This is a genomic window from Campylobacter sp. CNRCH_2016_3089 (genome assembly GCF_025772505.1).
Taxonomy (GTDB): domain Bacteria; phylum Campylobacterota; class Campylobacteria; order Campylobacterales; family Campylobacteraceae; genus Campylobacter_D; species Campylobacter_D lari_D.
On sequence record NZ_JAKMSF010000005.1, the window covers coordinates 19,464 to 42,829 of the forward strand.

A 23,366-nucleotide genomic window follows, 5' to 3' on the forward strand; every position below is an offset into this window, starting at 1 on the left:
AAGGAGCTAAGATGAAAATTACCATCATAGGAGCAGGAAATATCGGTGCAAGCATTGCTTATGCTTTAATTTTAAGAGAATTAATAGATGAGATTATATTGATTGATATTAATAAAGACTTGCTTTTTGCTAGAGAATTAGAACTAAGTCAAAGCATAGCCGCTTTTAATTTTGATATTAAAATAACTTGTACGGATGATTATACATACTCAAAAGATTCTCAAGTGGTTATTTTTAGTGCAGGTGTAGCTAGAAAAGAAGGTCAGAGTAGAGATGAGCTTTTTGCTATTAATTCTAAAATTATGCTTGAGTGTGCAAAAAATATTAAAAAATTTAACAACGATCCTTTGTTTATCATAGTAAGCAATCCTGTAGATTTTTTACTCAACGCTCTTTATGAAAGTAAATTATTTTCATTAAAAAAAATCATTGCTATGGCAGGTGTTTTAGATAATGCTAGATTTAAATACGAAGTGAGCAAAAAATTAGATATAAAAACTTCTTATATAGATACTAAGCTTATAGGTTTTCACAATGATAGTATGGTTTTGGTAAAATCTCAAAGTAAAGTGCAAAATAAAGCTTTAAGTGAAGTCTTAAATAAGCAAGATATTGTTCAAATTGAACAAGAGGTTAAAACCGGTGGTGCTAAAATTATAAAATATTTAAAAACTTCAGCCTATTTAGCTCCCGCTAGTGCTTGCGTGAGAATGATAGAGGCTTTAAAAAGTGGAGAATTTTTACCAGTATGTGTGATTTTAGATGGAGAATATGGCATAAGAGAAAAAGCTTTTGGAGTTATGGCAAGGATTAGTCTTGATGGGGTGCTTGAAACTTTAGAATTAAAATTAGACAATCAAGAACAAATTGCATTGGAAAATTCTTTTATTCAGTATAATTATAAATAATTTTTTAGGAGTTTTTTACTCCTAATGTTACTTTGTGTTATAAAATCTTATTAGTTTTATTTTATCTTTTAAATAATATTTAATCATGCTATAAATTCGCTATAATAAAAAGTTTGTTTTAAAAATAATTTTTAATAAAAAATCATTAGAAAATTACAAAAAACTAGAAAGGAATATTAATGATTGCTCCAGAGAATACACCAGTTTGGGTTGATGAAGCAAGATGTAAGGCTTGTAATATCTGTGTTAGCTATTGTCCAGCCGGAGTTTTAGCAATGAGAGATGAAATCAGTGCAGTTTTAGGACAGATGATAGAAGTGGTTCATCCTGATTCTTGTATAGGCTGTAGTGAATGTGAAAGTCACTGTCCTGATTTTGCGATCTTTGTTGCCAAAAGAGATGAATTTAAATTTGCAAAGCTTACGCCAGAAGCTAAAGAAAGAGCACAAGCTGTCAAAGAAAATAAATACAAAAAACTAAATGCATAGGAAAACAAAATGAGAGAAGTTATATCAACAGGTAATGTTTTAGTAGCCAAAGCTGCGATTGATTGTGGCTGTAAATTTTTTGGTGGTTATCCAATTACCCCAAGTTCTGAAATAGCACATGAGCTAAGCCATATGTTACCAAAAAATGATGGTACTTTTATACAGATGGAAGATGAAATTTCGGGTATTAGCGTGGCCTTAGGTGCTTCTATGAGTGGAGTAAAATCCATGACAGCAAGCAGCGGACCGGGAATTTCTTTAAAAGCTGAACAAATTGGTTTGGGTTTTATAGCTGAAATTCCACTAGTAATTGTAAATGTTATGAGAGGTGGTCCTTCAACTGGTCTTCCAACAAGGGTTGCACAAGGTGATTTATTTCAAGCAAAAGCTCCAACGCATGGAGATTATGCAAGTATAGCTTTAGCTCCTGCTTCATTAGAGGAAGCTTACACTGAAACTATTAGAGCTTTTAATTTAGCTGAAAAATACATGACTCCAGTATTTTTGCTTTTAGATGAAACCATAGGACACATGAATGGTAAGGCAAAATTACCTGATTTAGAAGAATTAGAAATTATCAACCGCAAAAAATTTACGGGTGATAAAAAAGATTACAAACCTTATGCAGCAGGTAAAAATGAAGCTGCCATACTAAATCCTTTCTTTGAAGGTTATCGTTATCATATCACAGGACTTCATCATGGAGACATAGGCTTTCCAACAGAAGATGGAGCAATAGTAGATAAAAATATCAAAAGATTATTTGGTAAGATTAAAAATAATACCGATGAAATTTGTACTTATGAAGAGTTTATGTGTGATGATGCGCAGTTTTTAATCATCGCCTATGGTAGCGTTGCAAGATCTGCCAAAGAAGCTATTTTAAGACTTAGAGAAGAGGGTTTAAAAGTAGGGCTTTTTAGACCTATTACCCTTTATCCAGTAGCTGAGAAAAAAATAGCTCAAGTAGTATCTAAATTTGAAAAAGTTATGGTAAGTGAGCTTAATATGGGGCAATATTTAGAAGAAATTCAAAGAGTAAGTAAGAGAGATGATTTTATTAGCTTGCACCGTGCAAATGGTCGCCCTATAACCCCAAGTGAAATTATTGCTAAAGTAAAGGAGAATATATAAAATGGCTTTTAATTATGATGAATATTTAAGAGTAGATAAACTTCCAACACAATGGTGCTGGGGTTGTGGGGATGGTGTTGTTTTAAAAGCTATTATTAGAGCTATTCAAAAACTTGGCTGGAATATGGATGATGTTTGTTTAGTTTCTGGTATAGGTTGCAGTGGTAGAATGAGTTCTTATGTAAATTGCAATACAGTCCATACTACTCATGGTCGAGCTATTGCTTATGCAACAGGGATTAAACTAGCAAACCCTAAAAAACATGTAATCGTAGTAAGCGGAGATGGCGATACTTTAGCAATTGGTGGAAATCATACCATCCATGGATGTAGAAGAAATATAGATTTAACTCATATTTTAATCAATAATTTTATTTATGGTCTTACAAATTCACAAACTTCACCAACTACCCCACAAGGCTTTTACACTGTTACAGCTCAAGCAGGTAATATAGACCCAAATTTTGATGCTTGTGAGCTTACTAAAGCCGCTGGGGCTTCTTTTGTAGCAAGAACAAATGTTATAGAGGCAAATAAGCTTGAAAATATCATTTTTAAAGCTTTATCTCACAAAGGTTATAGTTTTGTAGATGTATTTTCAAACTGCCATATTAATCTAGGTAGAAAAAACAAAATGGGCGAAGCTGTAAGCATGCTTGATTGGATTAAAAATCGTTGTATTGAAAAGTCTAAATTTGAACAATTAGACTATGAACAAAGAGCGGATAAATTCCCTACAGGAATTTTACACCAAGATGAAAGTAAAACAGAATATTGTGAAGCTTATGAGGAAGTTAGAAGAGCCTTGAAAGAAAAAAGAATGGTTGATTTGGGAGTATTAAAATGAAATATCAATTAAGATTTTGTGGTGAAGGTGGACAAGGGGTTATCACTGCAGGTGAAATTCTAGCTAAAGCCGCCATTAAAGAAGGGCGTAATGCTTTTAAAGCTTCTACTTATACTTCTCAAGTTAGAGGTGGGCCAACTAAGGTTGATATTATCGTTGATGAAAATGAAATCTTTTTTCCTTATGCAGTAGAAGGTGAAGTTAGTTTTATGCTTTCAACTGCTGATAAAGGTTATCATAGTTTCAAAGATGGTGTTTGTGATGGTGGTGTTATAGTTATAGAGCCAAATTTAGTTCATCCAAGTAAAGAAGATTATGCAAGATGGAAAATTTTTGAAATTCCTATTATTACTATAGCTAAAGAAGAAGTAGGGAATGTAGCTACTCAATCAGTCGTTGCTTTAGCTATAGCTGCTTATATGAGTAAATGTATTGATATTGATGCATTAAAACAAACTATGCTTGATATGGTACCTGCAAAAACTAAAGAGGCAAATGCAAAAGCTTTTGATTTAGGTATAGAATACGCTAAAAAAGCACAAGTAGTTTCTTGATTTTCAAGAAACTCTTTCTTGTAAAATAATATTTATTAAATTATCGTTATAATATTTTCCATTTTAAGCAAAAAGGTAAAATAATGAAAGAGCTAAATGGCTCGCAAATGATTTGTGAAGCATTAAAAGAAGAAAATGTTAAAGTAGTTTTTGGTTATCCTGGTGGTGCGGCTTTAAATATTTATGATGAAATTTACAAACAAACTCATTTTAAACACATTTTAGTCAGACATGAGCAAGCGGCCTTACATAGCGCTGATGCTTATGCTAGAATGAGTGGTAAAGTTGGTGTGGCAGTAGTTACAAGTGGACCTGGTTTTACTAATACAGTTACAGGTTTAGCTACTGCTTATAGTGATTCTATACCTTTGGTTTTAATTTCGGCTCAAGTTGCAAATTCTTTAATAGGAACAGATGCTTTTCAAGAAATCGATGCTATAGGTATTTCAAGACCTTGTGTAAAGCATAATTATTTAGTAAAAAATATCGAAGAATTACCTAAAATTTTAAAAGAAGCTTTTTATATTGCTACAACAGGTAGAAAAGGGCCTGTGCATATTGATATACCTAAAGATGTTACTGCTGCTATGGGTGTATGGCATTATCCTAAAGAAATTTCTATGAAAACTTACAAGCCAACCTATAAAGGAAATATCAAGCAAATTAAAAAATTAGTAAGTTTGATTAAAAATGCTCAAAAACCTTTATTTTACCTAGGTGGAGGTTGCATAGCTTCTAATGCTAGTGACGAATTAAGAGACTTGATTCATTTTTGCCAAATTCCTGCAGTTGAAACTTTGATGGCTCTAGGGATTTTAAGAAGCGATGATGAGCTTAATTTAAAAATGGCAGGTATGCATGGAAGTTATTGTGCAAATATCGCTTTAAGTGAGTGTGATTTACTCATTGCTGTGGGTGCTAGGTTTGATGATAGGATTACTGGTAAAACAAGTGAGTTTGCTAAGGGTGCAAAAATCGTTCATATTGATATAGATCCAAGCTCTATTTCTAAAATCATCGAAGCGCATTTTCCTATAGTTGGGGATATTAAAAGTGTTATTTTAGATACCTTAGAAGAATTAAAAAAAGAAAGTTTTGACAACACAAAATACCAAGAATGGTTTAAAACTTTACAAAACTATCAACAATTATATCCTTTAATCTATGAAGATAGTGATGAAGTTTTAAAACCTCAATGGGTTATAGAAGAATGTGCTAGATTAGCTCCTGATGCAAGGATAATTACTGATGTGGGACAGCATCAAATGTGGGTAGCGCAATTTTATCCTTTTAATTATGCAAGACAACTTGCAACAAGCGGTGGGCAAGGAACTATGGGGTATTCTTTACCGGCTGCACTTGGGGCTAAATTAGCTGTAGATGAAGAAGTTGTAATAAATTTTGTAGGCGATGGTTCTTTTTTAATGAATATACAAGAGCTAATGACAGCAAGTGCTTATGGAATTAAAGTGATTAATATCATTTTAAATAATTCTTTTTTAGGTATGGTAAGACAATGGCAAAGTATGTTTTATAAAGAAAGATTTTCTAATACAGATCTAACAAGTCAACCTGATTTTGTTACTATTGCTAAAGGTTTTCATTGTGAGGGTTATAATGTTTTTAATAAAGAAGAATTTCAAAAAGCTTTTAAAGCAGCCTTAGAATCTAAAAAAACTTGTGTTTTAAATGTAGCTATAGATCGTTATGAAGATGTATTACCTATGGTACCTGCGGGCGGAGCTATTTATAATATGATTTTACCTAGCTATAAAAACAAGGATAAAAAATGAAAAGAAGAGTAATTTCTGTCATTGTATTAAATGAGCATGGGGTATTATCACGCGTTGTCGGGCTTTTTTCAGGACGCGGTTATAATATAGAATCTCTTACGGTTGCTCCGCTTGATGATAAAGAATTCTCAAGGATAAATATCGTTACTTTAGGCGATGAAAAAGTTTTTGAGCAAATCATAAAGCAACTTCATAAACTCATACCTACTTATAAGGTAATTGATTCTAGTGATTTTATAGAAAAAGAAACAGCTTTGGTAAAGATTGCTTTAAATGAAAATTTTGCAGGCTTAGATGCTATATTAAAAGCTTATAATGGCAGTGTAACTTATAGTGATGATGAGTTTATTATAGTAATGGCAAGTGATGATGCAAAAAATATTGATAACTTTTTAAAAACTATGAAAAAGTATAATCCTATTAGTGTAGTTAGAAGTGGTTCTATTTTAATGGAGGTAAAATGAAAATTAGTGAAATTGCTAAATTTTTAGGCATAGAATATTGCGGAGATGATATAGAAATTACAGCTTTAAATTCATTAAATAATGCAAGTTTTACTGAACTTAGTTATTGCGATGGAGAAAAAAACTCTAAAAAAATTGCAAGTAGTGGAGCTGGGGCTATATTGGTCTCAAAAGAATTTGAAAATTTAGTTTCAAAAGATTGTGTTAAATTAGTTGTTGATAATCCACATTTATCTTTTGCGCTTTTAAGTAAGCTTTTTGCTAAACCTTTAATTTCTAGTGAAAAGAAAAATTCTAAAATCGCTAAAAGTGCCAAGATTATGCCAAATGTTTATATTGGAGAAAATGTCCAAATAGCTGATCATGTAGTGATAATGGCAGGAGCTTATATAGGCGATAATGTAAGTATAGGTGAATATACTACAATCCATCCAAATGTTGTGATTTATAATGACACTAAAATAGGTAAAAAATGCCATTTGCTAGCAAATTGTGTTATAGGTAGCGATGGCTTTGGTTATGCACATACAAAAAATGGCGAGCATTATAAGATTTATCACAATGGGAATGTTATTTTAGAAGATTTTGTGGAAGTTGGAGCTTGCACGACTATTGATAGAGCGGTTTTTGAAAGCACTATCATAAAGCAAGGTACAAAGATTGATAATCTTGTTCAAGTAGGACATAATTGTGAAGTAGGGGAGAATTGTCTTATAGTAGCTCAAAGTGGAATTTCAGGCTCAAGTATTTTGGGTAAAAATGTCACCATGGGTGGACAAAGCGCTACAAGCGGACATTTAGAAATAGGAGATTTTGCTACCATAGCAGCAAGAGGTGGGGTCACTAAAAATTTAGAAGGTGCTAGGGTTTATGGTGGTTTTCCTATCATGCTTCAAAAAGATTGGTTGAAATTTCAAGCAAAAATTATCACAGCTTTTAGGGATAAACATGAGTAAAAAAATATTTAAAACTATAGAATTACATGGTAGTAAAAGTGGAGAAATAAGCCTTTGTAATCTTTCTAATCCTTATGGTATAGGAAGCAATGATGTCTTAAGTATAGGTGTGGCTTTAAAAAAAGAAAATGGAATAGATTGGAAAGTTCATATTCCTTATGAAAATTTAAAAGATCTTATCCATGCACTTCAAGAAATAGAAAAAAGCAAAGCCTAGTTTAAAAACTAGGCGTATTTAAATCCCTTTTTCTTCCTGCGCTAATAATTAAAATAAAATTAAGCACAATCAAAACATACACAAAAGTTGGTATAGGAAAAGCGTCACCATTTGCATAAGAATGGAGCCCAGAAAGGTAAAAATTTACTCCAAAATAAGTCATTAATATGCTATAAAAGGCTAAAACACTAGCACTTGCAAAAACAAAAATAAAATAAGTTTTAAAAATAAATCTTAAGTGCAATACCATAGTATAAACTACAATAGAAATCAAAGCCCAAGTTTCTTTTGGATCCCAACCCCAATATCTTCCCCAGCTTTCATTAGCCCAAACTCCGCCTAAAAAATTTCCTATTGTAAGCATTGCAAGTCCTATTATCATAGACATTTCATTAACGCAGTGTAATTTAATGATGTTTAAATCTATATTTTTATTTTTACCCCTTAAAGCAAAAAGAATTAAACTCAAAATCCCTATAATAAAACAAAGTGCTAAAAATCCATAACTTGCTGTTATAATAGAAACATGAATATTAAGCCAATATGATTTTAAAACAGGTACTAAATTTCCAATTTGAGGATCCATAAAGCCAAGATGAGCTACAAAAAGCGAAATGCCTGCTAAAAAACTCGCACCACATAAAGCCAAGAGTGATTTTTTAAAAAATATCACAGCACTTATCGCACAAGCAAAAGCTATATAAATCATGCTTTCATAAGCATTACTCCAAGGAGCATGCCCACCTACATACCAACGAATGATTAAAGCTAGTGCATGTATGATTACACATATACTTAAAATGATGTAAAAAAATCTATATACAAAGGCAGATAAAGAAATATTTTTTAATATAGTATAAAAACTTAAGAAGAAAAATACTAACGCAAAGCTAATATAAACAAAAGTTAGATTATCAAAGATATTATAATGATTAAGCAGTATTTCAAGATTTAATCTTTCTTTTGGCGGTAAAACACTACTTCCATAGTGATTTTGAAAATCTTTTAAAGATTGTAAAATTTCATTCGCATCTTGCCATTGATTATTTTCAACACCATTGCGAACTTGTAAAAAATAGCCAACTAAAAGCATTTGTAAACGCTCTACATCTTCTTTTGCAAAAGGTAAAATTTGCACTGGAGAATACCACTTTAAACTTTGTTCATTAATATCAGGAAAAATAGTTAAAGCTTGACCGCTATAAATATAATATGCATGATTTATTTTTTCATCTAAGGCTAGCAAATCTTTATCGAAGTTAGTTCTTAGTGAGGGCTTTTTGCGGTTAGCTTCCTCAACATAATTACTAAGTTTATATATCCCATTATCAAACACATCATCAAATGCTATGTATTTTTCATTTATATCTGCGCCTATTAATTCTCTTAGCTTGCTTGTTTTTGTAGCTATCATTTTGATTTTTCTAAATTCTTTAGGATAAATCATCATTGCTAGAAAAATTTGATCATAGTGAAGATTTAAAAATTTTTCTTTTTGAGTGATTTTATAAACAAACTCCATTGCCAAAGTATCTAAAGGCTTGATTCTACCATTATGATCTTGCACAAGTAATCTTGCAAAATTTAAAGAATGCTCATAGGAATTTTTTTGTAAATTTGAGATTAAATTTAAAATTTCATTTTTATTTTCTTGTGCAAAAAGCGGAGTTTGTAAATTTGCAAAAAGCAAAATAAACAATACAAAGCTTTGACCTTTTTTTAAATAAATGCTTAAACGATGAAATCTTGAGTTTTTATCAAATAAAACCCATAAAAATCCCAAAATCAATAAAGTATAACCTATATAAGTAGGGATTTTACCAGGATCTTTATTTACTGAAAGTATAGTGCCTTGCTCATCTTGATCATAAGAACTTTGAAAAAATCTATACCCGCCATAATCAAGAACATTATTCATAAAAATATCATAATCTAGATTAATATTATTTTGCTCATCCATGATTTGAATTTTGGAAGTATAAGAAGATGGACTCATAGAACCTAAATAACGCTCTAGTATAAAATCTTTCAAGTGTAATGCAAAAGGAAGCTTAATTTCTCTTGGTCCCCAATTGATAGTAAAATTTTTTCCCTGTAAGTTAAAATGCACTGCTTGTTTTTTTGTAAAATTTGGATTTAAGATTATTTGTGTATTTGCTTTTTGATAATTAATATTTAATTTTAAGCTAGCAGGTGTAATAGAGTCTTTTTGTGGAGTGTATTTGATAGAGCTTATGATTAATTTTTCACCATTTAAGTCAATAGTTTTTTCAAAATGCTTTTGAGTTAGCGGGGTAAAGCTAATAGGAAATTCAAAACTAACATTAGCATCAAAATCAGTAATTTTTATAAATTCTTCCCTAGTAACTATGGTGTTAGAGCTTTGATTTTCTCTTATATACATTCCACCTTCTAAGCCAAAATATCTAGTAAGTCCAGCACCGATTAAAATCACTATAAAAGATAAATGCAAAAGCAAGATAGAGTATTTTTTCTTTTGAAAAAGCTTGTTGTAAAATATCACTCCGATTAAATTTAAACCTAGTAATAAATGCAACATATCAAACCAAGCATTATTATAAATTAAAGCTTTAGCTGCACTAATACCAAAATCATTTTCTATAAAGGTTGCCACAGCACAAGCTATGGCATATATGCTCATTAGCAAAAAACTCATTGCAAAAGAAAAAAAATACTGCATTTTTAACCTTTAAATATTATTTTCTTTATAAAAATGTATGAGTTTTTGTGCTATGGTTGCTTCGTCTAAATTTTGATTTTCTTTTTGATTTAAAAACTCCATTGTAGCGCTTAGTCTTTTTGCGCTAATAAAACCAGGATAATTTAGCAAAGTTTGGCTATTTTTGTTTAAAATTACAATAGTAGGGGTGGCTACTATATCATAAATACTAGAAAGTTCAGCTGTACTTAAGTCACTTTTATGGTTTTTATAAAATGTATGAATTTTTTTATAGCTTATATTTATATAATATGAGCTGTATTTGTCTTTTATAAGTTCTTGTATTTTTTTATCATTTTTAATTTCTTCTTTTAATTTATCACAATAAAGGCAGTGATTTGCGCTAAAAATGATTAAAATGTTTTTATCATCACTTTTTATATTTGCATTATCTTTAAATAAATGAGCTATTTCTTCATAAGATTTTTTATCTAAATCATTTGCTTTTTGTAAATTTTCTTTAGAAAATTGTGTACCGCTTGAGATTAAATTAGAATCAAGTTTTTCTTCATTAGAACAAGCTATAAAAAAAATACTTAAAAAACTAAGTGAGAGTATTGTTTTAAACATTTAAAATCCTTGAAAAAATTAGAAAAAGTCCTTATTCGCTATTATAGCGAATAAGGTTATAAGATAGTGTTAAAGAAAGTATAAAGCATTAAAAATAAAAATACTAAGCCAGTGATTAGCATTGCAAATCCTGCAAGTTTAGCTAGCCATTGATATGCTTTGAAGTTACTTTTATTTTCATATAAAGTGCTTAATTTTCCACTTTCTTTTAAGCGTTTATACCATACGCTTCTTTCTTGTTTAATCTCTTCTTCACTAATACTTCCTGAAAAAATCACCATATCCATAGGGAAGCGATCTGCTCTAAAATGCGTATTAAAGAAGTGAATTGCAAAAATAAATCCTGTAGCAAGTAAAGCTTCATCAGAGTGAAGTAGGGTTGCTAAGTTGATTGCTTCACCTGGTAAAAATTTACCAAAGAAAGCAGGAAACCATAAAATAAGCCCTGAAATACCAATGATAAACATACCCCAAAATACTGCTAGATAGTCAAATTTTTCCCAATAAGTCCAGCGGTCAAATTGCGGTCTTGGTCCAAAACCAAAGAACCATTTAAAATGATCTTTCATATCTTTAAAATCTTGCCAATTTGGCATTAAAGAATCAGGCCCAAAAGTAGCTTTTAAAACTTTCATAAAGCTTATTTTGCCAGTTATTGGATCCCTTGCTACATCACGGCGTTTCCAATTTACGATGATTATTTCTCCAATGTGAGAGAAAAATACTGCAAACATTACTATGGCTGAAATATGATGTATGGTTGCAGCGTTAATGATATCTCCACCCATTAAATCAATCATAGGTTTAGCCCATGCTGAATCATAGAATTTTTGCGGTAAGCCTGAGAATGCAAGACCCAAAAAGCTAACTGCCATAAAAAAATGCTGAATTCTATGAAAAGTGCTAAATCTTCTTACTCTTACTTTATCTTCATGTGCTGCTTTTCTTGCTTCTTTCCATTCTTTAGGATATTTTATACGCATAGCAATTAAACGCAAGCACCAAAGTATAGTATGGGCTCCAAAGAAAACAAATACAGAAATGACCAAAATAGTCATGAATATATAAGCACCATGTAATCCAGGATATTTTTCGCCATCACTATGATCAGCATGTGCCATCCAATTTGCGAAATTTTCATTTGCATTTGGGTGGCATGATTTGCAAGTTTGAACACGGTTAATTGGCGAGAGAGTTGAGCTTCTTTCGCTTGATTTTAAAATATTATGTTTTCCATGACAATCAGAACAAGTAGCAACACTTGGAGTTTCACCTGGAGTGCTTAAAAACATACCTTTACCATGAAAAGTCATATGAAAAGTTGCACTTTTTTGTTTATGACATTGTGTGCATTTTTGATCAACTAATTGTTTTTGTGAATAAATTCCTGAATGTTTTGGGGTAATATGAATAGAGTGACAAGTTGCACAAGATGGTTTTTCTTTTTTCTTTTGCATATCTTGAGCGGGTAAGAACTCTTGCACCCCATGAGCGCTTTTTGCTAAAGCATTGCTTGCTTTTTCATGACAAGTTGCACATTTTTGATTGATTAGGTTTTTATTTGCTGCAATATCAGCTCTAATGCCTTTACCTTTTTGAGCATGACAATCACGACAAGATGGGGTGTTGCTAAATTTAAATCTTGAGTGGATAGTGTCTTTAAATTCGATAATTTCTTTAGCTTTTTCCCATTTAACTGTGTCTATTTTTTCAACTTTTCTACCTGAAGTTACCCATGATTCTATACCATCAAGCATTACAACAGAGTTTTTATAGCCAAGTTCTATAGCAACTGCAGCTGCTTGAGAAGCTTCAAATCTAAAACGATTTAAACTATAAAATACTAAATTTGCATTTTTATCATTAGGTAATAAATTTTGCCAATTTTCCACATAGGTTGATATGGAATTAGGTATATAACCATTAGCTTGTCTATCTTGCTCTGAATTGACATCAAAAAAATAAGTATTGTTTTGATCTAGCATTTCTTGAGCTTGTGCTAAGCTAATGCTTTTTACACCTTCTATTGAGCCTATTTCTCCATTAGCCTCAGCAAAAATAAATCCTGATGGCATAAAAAGAGTAAAAAGCACAATAAAAAGTCGAGTAATTAAATTTTTCAAGACTAGCTCCTTATTTTAAGGAAGAATTTTTCATTCTTCCTTTGTTTTTATTTACCATTTAGGATATTTTGTGCTTCTTGGATATAAATTAAAGCTTCTTCTATGATTTTCTTAGAATAAGCAGGTCCATGAACACCCCAAGAACCATCTTTTTCTAGTCTATCAGCTATGGCTTGAGCTTGATTAGTTAGGCTTAATACTTTTGATTTTTGCTCTATTGAAAGTTTATTTTTTTCAGCAAAAGTTTTATCAATATTTGCTATGCCTTTTCTAATTTTCTCATATCCTTCTTTAACAGGGTTTTGCCACTGCATTACTTTATCATAAATCATTTCTTGATTGCTAAAGTGAAGTTTTTCAGGTAAGGTTGATTGTACAGGACTATGACAACCACTTGCACCAGGACCCATTAGGTTAATATCACTAAAACTAGTTCTACCACAACTCCACATTAAATCAAGGAAAAATCTACCTTCATCATCTCTAGCTATAGTCCAACCACCAACTTTAGGCGATCTTTCTTTGCCTTCTGGTGGATTAAGTGTTTTTGCGGTTTTATCTACTTTGATATTCCAAATATGTGAAGCTCTAACATTATCAAATCCACCTTTATCAGGGTTTTGAACTGCTCCAAAGTTTTCACAACTCATCATATTTGGCATGTGACAAGCTGTACAGTTATCTTTTGCGTGAATTCCGCCTTTTTTGAAAAAGCTTGCTTGGGTTTCATGACAATCTTTGCAAGTTTTTTTAAGTTTTGTTTTAGTATAACCGCTTTTCCAATCATTAAAAGTTACTTCATGTGGATCATGACAAGTGTTACATCTCATACCCTTATCGTAGTGTGCTGAAGAATACATTTGAGCGCCTTCTGTTCCACACGCAGGGCAACTTGATTTAAAATATGCGTTGAAAGGTTTTCTAGGATTGATTTTAGCATCGGTTTCATTATATGAAAATCTTTGATGACATCTTTCACAATTTGATGGCATACCCGCACCTCTTGCTCCATAAAGATGTGCTCCAGCCCCATGGCATTCCTCGCAAGTAATGCCTTTTGAGATGGTATGTTTTTGAAGTTCTTTTGGATTACCCAGTGCTTTGTAAAATTCTTCCTTGCTTTTAAAGTCAAATTTAAAAGTATGACAGGTTTCACAATACGCAGTAGCAGGTTGGAAAACCGCTTTTTCTTTATAGGTTGCAGCATAAGAGTTTGTTCCCCATACTTGAGAGCCATTTCCTCCAAAATCTTCCATTTTAGTAGGAAAACCAGGTGCAAATGCAGCTATTTTTTGTGCCATTTCAGGGGTTAAAAACTCACTCCAAAGTCTTGAAAATTGATTACCTCCAGCGGTTAATTTACCACTTAAATCACTCAAATTTCCATCTTCAACATGGTAAGTTCCACGCACAAGCCATCTATCTATAAAACCATATTTTGTTCTTGGTGTTCCAATGAGAGCATAAACATCATTTGGATAAATTCCATCGGGTAAAATAGTAGCTTGAGAATTATACATAGGTTTTTTCAAACCTTCAGCTCCACCAACTTCTTCCATTTCATGTGGAAAACGCACGGTTTTTGCATGACGAGAGCGCTCCCAAGAAGCATATTGAGCAGGATGGCATTCGCCACATTTTTTTGGACCCACAAATTTGTTTGGAAAATCCAAAAAAGATTCATAAGGCAAGCGATAAGTAATAGAAGCTTGTTTTAAATCATGCTCGGCAGCAAATTTAGCTCCATTTTGATTTACAACCCAATTTTCAGTTCTATCACTATGGGTAAATTTACCCACCAAACGCCCTTCTTTTTCATATTTAAAAATAGGGTGATTTTTATAAAGATAATCAAAAAATGCATCTTCTTGAGCCACATAACCATCAAGGGTTCTAGGCTCTGAAGAAGCAAAAGCTTGTGTAGTCAAACTAATGCCCAATGCTAAACAAGCATAAGTGGCGACTTTAGCTAGTTTATGTTTCATAACTTCCCTTTCATGTAGTTTTGTTAAAAGATAAAAACACTCTTATTTATTATCTATTAACTTTTAAAACATAATTTTGACTATTTTTTAATAAAAATTAACTTAAAAATATAATTTATTAACTTTTTATTAATTTAAATAATAAAAATTATCATATAGAAAAAGAAGTTATTTGCTAAATATTAAATTCTACTAATAGTTCCTACTACCTTACCTACAATTAAAAAGTCTCCATTTTGATAATGAACATCTGCATAACTTAGGTTAAAAGAGTGTAAATAAACTCCGCCTTTATTGCTTTTAAAAATTTGTTTGATAAATAAACCATCTCTGGTATTTACCGCAAAAACTCCACCTTCTTTAAAGCTTTTGCTTTTATCTACTAAACACAAAGAATCATCTTTGATTTCAGGCTCCATGCTATCGCCTATACATGGGATGATATCACAATCTTTAGAGCCAAAAAAATCACTTAGTTTTTCATCTATAATCACTTCTGAAAAACTTACATTATCATTTAAAGCTCCACCTCCCATAGAAGCATTAACATCATAATATTTTAAAACATTATAGTTTAGATCATGCGTTAGAGTATTACTCTCAAGGGAATCTTCATAAAAAAACGCATTGATATTGATATTTCTTTCATTTAAAAAATGAAGTATTTGTTTATAAGGTATGGAATTTCTAAATTTCATACTATAAAAGGTATCAGGATTGATATTTAGCATCTTAGCTACATCAGAATCTTTGGCGTTTTTTATACCTTCTTTTTGGAGTATAAATTTAAGTTTATCAGTAATTTCATTCATTTGCATAAAAATCCTTTTAAATAAAAAGTATTTTAGCAAATTTACTTTTATTTTGCAAGAATTCTTTTAAATTAAAAGATATTTAGCTTCCAAATTTATGGAAGCTAAAAAATTATTTATTAGTCAGACTTTTGATGTATTGATCTACCATGTATAAGCCATTACCATTATCGCTTATGAGTTTGATTTTATCTACTATACCTCTAAAAAGCGCTTCCTCTTCGTGTTGTTCGCTTACATACCATTGTAGAAAATTAAAAGTAGAATAATCTTTACTTGAAAGCATAAAATCTACAAGATTATTAATAGAAGCAGTGATACTTTGCTCATGCTCAAAAGTTTTTTCAAATACATCAAGCAATGATTTAAAATCACTATCAGGTTTTTTAACTTCTTTTAATTCTACTTTAGAATCAGTTTCATTCAAATAAGTGATGAGTTTTCTAGCATGATCACTTTCTTCTCTTGCATGCTCGAACAAAAACGCCCCTGCACCATCAAAACTATGCTCATAGCACCATGAACTCATACTCAAATACAAATTTGCTGCATACATTTCTTTATTAATTTGCTCATTTAATAAAGCTACTACTTCTTTTGAAAGCATTTTCTCTCCTTTAAGTGTTATTGCTTTATTATATTAATATAGTTTTATTAAAAAGATATTAATAATAAAAAAATTATTTTGTATTTTTTATACTAAAAGAAAAAACACTGCCTTTTTGTGGGCTAGATTGAATTTTCAAAGAGCTTTTGTGTAAAGTGAGTATTTTTTTAACTAAAAACAATCCTAGTCCAAAAGAATTGTTTTGGCTAGTATTGATTTTATAAAATTTTTTTGTGATTAATTTTAAGTATTTTTCCTCTATGCCTATGCCTTGATCTTGTATAGTAAATTCTTGGTTTTTAACTTCAATAAAAATATCTTTTTGACTATATTTTAGTGCATTGCTAATGAGATTAATAATAACTTGCTCAATGAGAAAAGAATCTGCTTTTATGAAAGTTTGCTCTCCTTGAATTTTAATCCTGTTTTCATTAAAATTTTCAACAATATTTTTACTTAAAGCATATAAATCAAAATTTTCTTTATTTAAAGATGTGATATTTAAATTAAAAACAAAATTTAGTTTGTGTGTTAGTTGGTTGATTTTTACGCTTTGCTTGTGAATTTTTTCAAGCATAAATTTTCTCATAGTTTCATCATTATGTTCTTTTTCTAAAGATTGCAAACTTAAATTTATAACACTTAAAGGATTTTTTAACTCATGTGAAATAGCACTGATTAAATTTGAAAGTTGAGTGTTTTTCATTTTAATTTTTTTGGCTTGTTTTTTATTTTGTAATTCTTTCTCATAAAATAACTTTTTTATTTTTAATAATCTTAAATTTAAAGAATTTAAATCATAAAAAAAGTTCTTTGTAAAATGAAATTCTGATTGACTCTTTATATTTTTAATAAACAAAAGTAATTCTTGAAAGTATTTTTTAAAAAAGTTAAATATAAAAATATATATTGCAGTTAATACTGCTAAAAAAAGCAAAAAAATCAAAATATTTTTTATCCAAAAATCTTGTATTTTTGCGTTTATTTTTGGATAAACAATGATGATGTATTTATATCCTTCATATTGATAAGCTTTATAATAAATTTCTTTATTATTAAAAAATTCATGTGTAAAATCTGCGTTAAATTGATTTTTAAAAAAATCAAAATCATCTAAAGATGAGATGGTTTTTCCATCTTTTTTGATGATAAAATCTGCTCTTGTTTGTTGAGAAAATTCTTGAATGTTGTTTGTATTGAGTGTTTTTATAATGCTAAATTTTAATGTATCATTCAAGGTTTTTAATTTTTGCTCATAAGTGCTTTTTATAGTGTTATTTATATATTGCTCATTGATAAAATAAAACAATCCTATAAAAAATATACAAAAACATATAAAAAATAAAGCAAAAAAATTTCTGATTTTTAACACAATTTATAACCCACCGAGCGCACTGAAATGATATTTTCTTTAATTTGTGGAATTTTTTGTTTTAATCTTAAAATAGCCGTATTGATTGTCTTATCACTTGTTGTGTCATTTTTCCATACTTGCTCACTTAAAAATTGACGGCTTAGAAGTTGATTTTTATGATTAAAAAAACACTTGAGTAATTCTACATCTAGGGTTGATAAATTTTCAAATGTATTTGTTTGATGAATTAATTTTCTCTCTTCTATATATAAAGTAAAATCTTGATAAGAAATTTGTTCTTTTGGAGTTTTATTTCTTTTAGTTACGGCTTTGATTCTAAATAAAAGTTCATTAAAATCAAAAGGTTTGCATATATAATCATCACAGCCTTGCTCAAAACCTTCTAAAATATCTTTTTGTAAAGTCTTTGCACTAAGAAAAATCACAGGCTCCATATAACCTTTTTTTCTTAATTGTTTTATCATCTCTACACTATCGCCACTTGGTAAATTTCTATCCATGATGATTAAGTCTATTTCATTTGTATCTAGAAAAGTTTCTAAGTCAAAAAAATCAAAATAATTATAAATTTTTATATTTTCTTGACTAAGTCTTAAACTAATTAACTCATTTAAATCTTTATCATCTTCTATCAAAATAACATTTAGCATATAAAATTATATCAAAAAATACATGTATCCAAAATGTTTCCAAGTTTTTTTAAATTTTCATTACTTTTTTTAAAACAAGGAGAAAAAATGAAAAAACTTTTGGCTTTAAGTGTGGCTACCTTTGTTAGTTTAAACGCAGCAGAATTAAAAATAGCAGGTTCATCTACTGTCTATCCTTTTACTTCTTTTGTTGCTGAAGAGTATGCTTCTATAAAAAATACAAAAACACCTATAGTTGAAAGTCTTGGCACAGGCGGTGGTTTTAAAGTGTTTTGCGAGGGAATTACTGATATTTCTAATGCTTCAAGAGCAATCAAGCCAAGTGAATTTGAAACTTGTAAAAAATCAGGTGTGAGTGATATAGTCGGGATTATGATAGGTTATGATGGCATAGTTTTAGCTCAAAATAAAATCAATGCTCCATTAAATATAAGCTTACATGAGTTATTTTTAGCTTTGGCCAAAGAAATTCCACAAGATGGAAAATTAGTCCCAAATCCTTATACAAATTGGCAACAAATCAATAAAAATCTACCAAATAGAAAAATTACAATCTATGGTCCTCCATCAAGTTCAGGAACAAGAGATAGTATAGAAGAGCTTGTAATGGTAGATATTTCTAAAAAAATTCCTGAATATAAAGGTGCATATAAAACTATACGCCAAGATGGAGCATTTATACCAAGCGGAGAAAACGATAATTTAATTGTTTCAAAACTTTCTGTTGATAAAGAAGCTTTTGGGCTTTTTGGATACGGATTTTTAGCTAGTAATGATGATAAGATTAATGCAGTTGATATTGATGGTGTAAAAGCTGATGAGAAGAATATTTCCGAAGGAAAATATAAACTAGCTCGTTCTTTGTTTATATATATGAATGCTAAGAAAAATCCAGAAGTATTTGAATTTGCAAAAATTTATATGAGTGATGATTTAGCTAAAAGCGGAGCAGAATTAGAAAAAATAGGATTAGTTCCTTTGGATGAAAAAACTTTAAAACAAACCCAAAAACATATAGAAGAAAAAGGTTTATTAACTGATGAGCTTGTTAAAGCAGGGAAAGTTTTTTAATTTTTAGGATGAAAAATTGATAAAAGAAAAAATAATAAAATTAACGCTTTTTCTTTGTGCTTTTGTTAGCGTAGTAGTAAGCTTTGCTATTATGCTAACTATTTTAATAGAGGCATTAAAATTTTTTCAAAAAGAAAGCGTATTTACTTTTTTATTCTCAAGTCAGTGGGCAGCAGATGCTGCATTTGTAGGTGCTGATGGAAGTAGCAAGCATGGGGTTTTTGGTGCTTTGAGTTTATTTTGGGGAACTTTTTATATTTCATTAATAGCAATGCTAACAGCCTTACCTTTAGGTGTAATGTGTGCTATTTATCTTGGAGTATTTGCAGGTAAAAAATCTAAAAACTATTTAAAACCTATTTTAGAAATCATAGCAGGAATTCCTACTGTAGTTTTTGGATTTTTCGCAGCCATAGTTGTAGCTCCTTTTATAGTGTGGTTTTTTTCTCTTTTTGGTATAGAAGCTAGTTTTCAAAGTGCCCTAGGTGCAGGTTTTATCATGGGTATTATGATAGTTCCTATAGTGGCTTCACTCTCACAAGATTGCATTGAAGCTGTAAGTTTAAAAAGGATAAACGGAGCTTATGCTTTAGGTATGACTAAAAAAGAAGTCGTTTTTGCAGTAATTTTACCAGAAGCAATGCCAGGTATAGTTGCAGCTTGTCTTTTAGGACTTTCAAGAGCTTTAGGTGAAACGATGATTGTTGTTATGGCTGCTTCATTGCGTCCAAATTTAACAATGAATTTTTTAGAAGATATGACAACAGTGACTGTAAAAATAGTAGAAGCATTAAGCGGTGATCAAGCTTTTGATAGTTCTTTAGCTTTAAGTGCATTTTCTTTAGGGCTTGTGCTTTTTATTATTACATTAATCATTAATATTTTTAGCGTTTATTTGATAAATCGCTTCCATAAAAGGAAAAATTTATGAAAAAACTTTTTAAACAAAGAAAAAAAGCTTCAAAAAATTTCAAAAGATTCTGTAAAATGGGGCTTTATATAAATCTTATTTTTCTTTGTATTTTTTTATCAAGCGTAGGGTATCTTGGGATAGGAGCTTTTAAGCAAACTTACATTTATGCCCAGGCTGATAGAAATAGCCCTTCATATGAGCTTTTATCGCGTGCTGAACAAAGGAAAATAAGAACGGGTCAAATCAAAGAAAAATCTTGGCTTTTAGCAAATTCTGAAGTTGATCAATATATGAAAAAAAACTACAATAAACTAAGCGATGAACAAAAAACTTTAGTTGATGAATTAGTTCAAAAGCAAGAAATCAAACTAAGTTTTAACACAAATTTTTTCCTTAATGGAGATTCTAAATCACCTGAAAATTCAGGAATCTTTGCTTCTGTGGTTGGAACTTTACTTGTGATGATAGTATGTATGGTTGTAAGTATCCCAATAGGAGTTGGAGCAGCTATTTATTTAGAAGAATTTGCTCCGCAAAATGTATTTACGCATTTTATAGAAGTGTGTATTAATAACCTTGCAAGTATTCCTAGTATTTTATTTGGACTTTTAGGACTTGGGGTGTTTATTAATCTCTTTGGGATGCCTCGTTCTAGTGCTTTAGTTGGAGGATTAACTTTGGCTATTATGAGCTTACCTATTATTATTGTTTCAACTAAAGCTGCCTTAAAAAGTGTGGATATTAATATGAAAAATGCAGCATATGCTTTAGGCATGACTAAAATTCAAATGATAAAAGGCATTATGCTACCTTTGGCAATGCCTATGATTTTAACAGGTTCTATTTTAACTTTAGCTCAAGCTATTGGCGAAACCGCACCTTTGATGATTATAGGTATGATAGCTTTTATACCTGATGTGGCAAATAGTGTTTTTGCGCCAACAAGTGTTTTACCTGCTCAAATTTTTTCATGGTCAGCTATGCCAGAGCGTGCATTTTTAGAAAGAACAGCAGCAGGGATTATAGTGCTTTTATCTCTTTTGGTGATTTTAAATTTAGCAGCAATACTTTTAAGAAGATATTTTCAAGGAAAATTAAAATGATAGCAAAAACAACAAATCTAAATTTATTTTATGGTAAAAAACAAGCTTTATTTGATATTAATATGGAAATTCAAAAAAATAAAATCACAGCTTTAATAGGTGCTTCAGGCTGTGGAAAATCCACATTTTTGCGTTGTTTTAATAGGATGAATGACAAAATAGCAAAAATCGATGGTCTTGTTGAGATTGATGGAAAAGATGTTAAAAATCAAGATTTAGTCGTGCTTAGAAAAAAAGTCGGAATGGTATTTCAACAACCTAATGTTTTTGTAAAAAGCATTTATGATAATATTTCTTATGCACCAAAACTCCATGGGATGATCAAAAACAAAGATGAAGAAGATGCTTTGGTGGAAGATTGTCTTAAAAAAGTAGGGCTTTTTGAGGAGGTAAAGGATAAACTAAAACAAAATGCTCTAGCACTTTCAGGTGGTCAGCAACAACGCCTTTGTATTGCAAGAGCTTTGGCTATAAAGCCAAAATTATTACTTTTAGATGAACCAACTTCTGCACTTGATCCTATATCTTCAAGTGTTATAGAAGAGCTTATTAAAGAATTAAGCCATAATCTTTCCATGATTATGGTAACACATAACATGCAACAAGGTAAGCGCGTGGCTGATTATACTGCGTTTTTTCATCTAGGTGAACTTGTAGAATTTGGAGAGAGTAAGGAATTTTTTGAAAATCCAAAACAAGAAAAAACAAAAGCTTATTTAAATGGAGCTTTTGGATAATTTTTATTTATTTAGAAATTTTGATGATATAATTAATCAAAATTTCTAAAAGGCTTAATATGCTCATAAATCAAACCTATTTCATAGACTCTTGTGATGATGTAGAATTAAATATAAAAAGAGAAAGTAAATTAGAATATAGAATCACTTATGATGATAGTAGGCAAATGAAAGCTATTGTTTTTATCATAGGTGGGTATGGAGCTAATGCAAATATACATTTTCTAGAAAGTTATAGAAATTTTATAGCTAAAAAATTTGATGTAGTAACTGTAAATGTATTTTATCATTGTTTTTGCCAAAGAGTTTCTGATGTGGACAAATATAGTGCAACTACTACTTTTATGGAAGATGATTTACCTTTTTTGAAAGAAGTTTTAGAAAATTTCAAAATTCAATCAAGTAAATTAGATACCAATAATGCTCATATACATTATGATTATTTGTATCATACCATTACTAATTTAAAAAATAATAAAATTTTAAATCAAGATTATAAAGCACATATTTATGGAAGTTTTATCCCACCTAACAATGAGTATAATAATTTTGCCATTATGCCTGCAATCGATCATATCAATGCCTTAAAAGATATAATGAAAAATTATCCTCAATTTAAATCTTTACCTAAAATTTACGGGGGGGGGTCATACGGTGGCTTAGTGGCATTAATGTGTGCTAAAATAGCTCCTTGGTATGTAGATGGAGTGATAGATAATTCAGGTGCTGCATTGCCTCCGTTAAATTATGTAATCGGAAAAGAAGTAAAAAGTTATGATTGTAAAGTTGGTAATGAAAATATAATAATTTATAGCACTATAAAAACTCATTGGACACGCAAAAACCCAAACTCACCTTATTATTTTGCTGATGAAAATTATTTAATAAGAGCTTTACTTAATAAAGATCACTTGATTTTACAAGCTCAAAAGAATAAAAATATCATTTATACAAGTTATCATAGCGCTAAAGATGACTTAACTCCAGCTGATCATAAAATTTCTATGATAGAAATTTTAAAAGCCTTAAACTATGAAGTAGATTTTCATCTAATAGATGAAAAAGATATAGATGGCAAATTTATTAAAAATTTAACTCATGGCTGTGGAATTCCTGATAAGGCATTATTTAATAAAGAATTACCTATTATGCTTGAAAAATTAAAAGATAAAACATTTAGTATGAAAAAAGATAGTATATCTTATCCTTGTAAAAATAAAGTTTTTACCTTTAAAGATGAAAATGATAAATTTGTTTTAGAAATATTATAAAGCTTATAAAAAGTAATTTTTAAGTAAAATTACTTTTTACTTTCAAAA

The 23,366-nt window shown here is 30.2% G+C and carries 22 protein-coding genes; 14 read left to right on the forward strand and 8 right to left on the reverse strand.

Annotated elements, in window-relative coordinates:
- Window positions 1-11 precede the first annotated feature (11 nt).
- From L8W69_RS04340 to L8W69_RS04380, 9 genes are all read left to right on the forward strand, one after another.
- Window positions 12-908 carry a malate dehydrogenase gene (locus L8W69_RS04340; RefSeq protein WP_263666525.1) on the forward strand — a complete coding sequence of 299 codons (897 nt, stop codon included), beginning with the start codon at window positions 12-14 and terminating at the stop codon, window positions 906-908.
- A 173-nt stretch (window positions 909-1,081) separates the two neighbouring features.
- The gene (locus tag L8W69_RS04345; RefSeq protein WP_133318853.1) at window positions 1,082-1,396 is read left to right on the forward strand and encodes a 4Fe-4S binding protein; all 315 of its coding nucleotides are present in this window, start codon (window positions 1,082-1,084) and stop codon (window positions 1,394-1,396) included.
- A 9-nt stretch (window positions 1,397-1,405) separates the two neighbouring features.
- Window positions 1,406-2,530 (forward strand): 2-oxoglutarate synthase subunit alpha, encoded by a 1,125-nt coding sequence (locus L8W69_RS04350; protein WP_263666526.1) that lies wholly within the window; start codon window positions 1,406-1,408, stop codon window positions 2,528-2,530.
- Window position 2,531: 1 nt separating this feature from the next.
- A complete protein-coding gene (locus tag L8W69_RS04355; RefSeq protein WP_220566397.1) occupies window positions 2,532-3,377 on the forward strand; it encodes a 2-oxoglutarate ferredoxin oxidoreductase subunit beta in 846 nt (281 codons plus the stop codon).
- On the forward strand, window positions 3,374-3,931 hold the full coding sequence (locus L8W69_RS04360; RefSeq protein ID WP_133318856.1) for a 2-oxoacid:acceptor oxidoreductase family protein: 558 nt from the start codon (window positions 3,374-3,376) through the stop codon (window positions 3,929-3,931). Before L8W69_RS04355 ends, L8W69_RS04360 begins: the two co-directional genes overlap by 4 nt.
- Before the next feature lie 83 nt (window positions 3,932-4,014).
- A complete protein-coding gene (locus L8W69_RS04365; protein WP_263665912.1) occupies window positions 4,015-5,724 on the forward strand; it encodes an acetolactate synthase large subunit in 1,710 nt (569 codons plus the stop codon).
- A complete protein-coding gene (ilvN, locus tag L8W69_RS04370; protein ID WP_039626144.1) occupies window positions 5,721-6,188 on the forward strand; it encodes an acetolactate synthase small subunit in 468 nt (155 codons plus the stop codon). The genes L8W69_RS04365 and ilvN overlap by 4 nt, the downstream gene beginning before the upstream one ends.
- The gene (lpxD, locus tag L8W69_RS04375) at window positions 6,185-7,144 is read left to right on the forward strand and encodes a UDP-3-O-(3-hydroxymyristoyl)glucosamine N-acyltransferase (RefSeq protein ID WP_263661691.1); all 960 of its coding nucleotides are present in this window, start codon (window positions 6,185-6,187) and stop codon (window positions 7,142-7,144) included. The genes ilvN and lpxD overlap by 4 nt, the downstream gene beginning before the upstream one ends.
- Window positions 7,137-7,361, forward strand: coding sequence for a hypothetical protein (locus tag L8W69_RS04380; protein WP_133318859.1), 225 nt, complete (start codon window positions 7,137-7,139; stop codon window positions 7,359-7,361). Before lpxD ends, L8W69_RS04380 begins: the two co-directional genes overlap by 8 nt.
- 1 nt (window position 7,362) lies before the next feature.
- On the opposite strand, the gene ccsA is transcribed toward L8W69_RS04380, so the two are convergent.
- The 8 genes from ccsA to L8W69_RS04420 all read right to left on the reverse strand — a co-directional run bounded on the left by ccsA (window position 7,363) and on the right by L8W69_RS04420 (window position 18,223).
- Window positions 7,363-10,062, reverse strand: a complete 2,700-nt coding sequence (gene ccsA, locus L8W69_RS04385) for a cytochrome c biogenesis protein CcsA (protein WP_263666527.1) — start codon at window positions 10,060-10,062, stop codon at window positions 7,363-7,365.
- A 9-nt stretch (window positions 10,063-10,071) separates the two neighbouring features.
- Complete coding sequence (locus tag L8W69_RS04390; protein WP_263660777.1) at window positions 10,072-10,671, reverse strand: SoxW family protein; 600 nt, start codon at window positions 10,669-10,671, stop codon at window positions 10,072-10,074.
- Window positions 10,672-10,727: 56 nt separating this feature from the next.
- Window positions 10,728-12,746, reverse strand: coding sequence for a rhodanese-like domain-containing protein (locus L8W69_RS04395; protein WP_412175471.1), 2,019 nt, complete (start codon window positions 12,744-12,746; stop codon window positions 10,728-10,730).
- Window positions 12,747-12,841: 95 nt separating this feature from the next.
- Window positions 12,842-14,779 carry a multiheme c-type cytochrome gene (locus L8W69_RS04400; RefSeq protein WP_133318862.1) on the reverse strand — a complete coding sequence of 646 codons (1,938 nt, stop codon included), beginning with the start codon at window positions 14,777-14,779 and terminating at the stop codon, window positions 12,842-12,844.
- Between the two features lie 182 nt (window positions 14,780-14,961).
- A complete protein-coding gene (locus L8W69_RS04405) occupies window positions 14,962-15,597 on the reverse strand; it encodes a helix-turn-helix transcriptional regulator (protein WP_220566402.1) in 636 nt (211 codons plus the stop codon).
- A gap of 106 nt (window positions 15,598-15,703) precedes the next feature.
- On the reverse strand, window positions 15,704-16,198 hold the full coding sequence (ftnA, locus tag L8W69_RS04410; RefSeq protein WP_220566403.1) for a non-heme ferritin: 495 nt from the start codon (window positions 16,196-16,198) through the stop codon (window positions 15,704-15,706).
- Between the two features lie 73 nt (window positions 16,199-16,271).
- Complete coding sequence (locus L8W69_RS04415; RefSeq protein WP_263666529.1) at window positions 16,272-17,570, reverse strand: sensor histidine kinase; 1,299 nt, start codon at window positions 17,568-17,570, stop codon at window positions 16,272-16,274.
- Window positions 17,564-18,223: a response regulator transcription factor gene (locus L8W69_RS04420; RefSeq protein ID WP_220566406.1), complete on the reverse strand. Its 660-nt coding sequence runs from the start codon at window positions 18,221-18,223 to the stop codon at window positions 17,564-17,566. The genes L8W69_RS04415 and L8W69_RS04420 overlap by 7 nt, the downstream gene beginning before the upstream one ends.
- 87 nt (window positions 18,224-18,310) lie before the next feature.
- Between L8W69_RS04420 and L8W69_RS04425 the strand changes: the two genes are divergently transcribed.
- Genes L8W69_RS04425 through L8W69_RS04445 form a run of 5 tightly spaced genes read left to right on the forward strand, consistent with a single transcriptional unit; the run spans window position 18,311 to window position 23,318 of the window.
- Window positions 18,311-19,294: a substrate-binding domain-containing protein gene (locus L8W69_RS04425; protein WP_257928718.1), complete on the forward strand. Its 984-nt coding sequence runs from the start codon at window positions 18,311-18,313 to the stop codon at window positions 19,292-19,294.
- 16 nt (window positions 19,295-19,310) lie between these two features.
- Window positions 19,311-20,225, forward strand: coding sequence for a phosphate ABC transporter permease subunit PstC (pstC, locus tag L8W69_RS04430; protein ID WP_047208303.1), 915 nt, complete (start codon window positions 19,311-19,313; stop codon window positions 20,223-20,225).
- Complete coding sequence (gene pstA / locus L8W69_RS04435) at window positions 20,222-21,310, forward strand: phosphate ABC transporter permease PstA (protein ID WP_133318866.1); 1,089 nt, start codon at window positions 20,222-20,224, stop codon at window positions 21,308-21,310. Before pstC ends, pstA begins: the two co-directional genes overlap by 4 nt.
- Entirely contained in the window at window positions 21,307-22,047 is a 741-nt protein-coding gene (gene pstB / locus L8W69_RS04440) for a phosphate ABC transporter ATP-binding protein PstB (protein ID WP_133318867.1), read from the forward strand. The genes pstA and pstB overlap by 4 nt, the downstream gene beginning before the upstream one ends.
- A gap of 59 nt (window positions 22,048-22,106) precedes the next feature.
- Complete coding sequence (locus tag L8W69_RS04445) at window positions 22,107-23,318, forward strand: DUF2920 family protein (protein ID WP_263666530.1); 1,212 nt, start codon at window positions 22,107-22,109, stop codon at window positions 23,316-23,318.
- The last annotated feature ends 48 nt before the right edge of the window (window positions 23,319-23,366 follow it).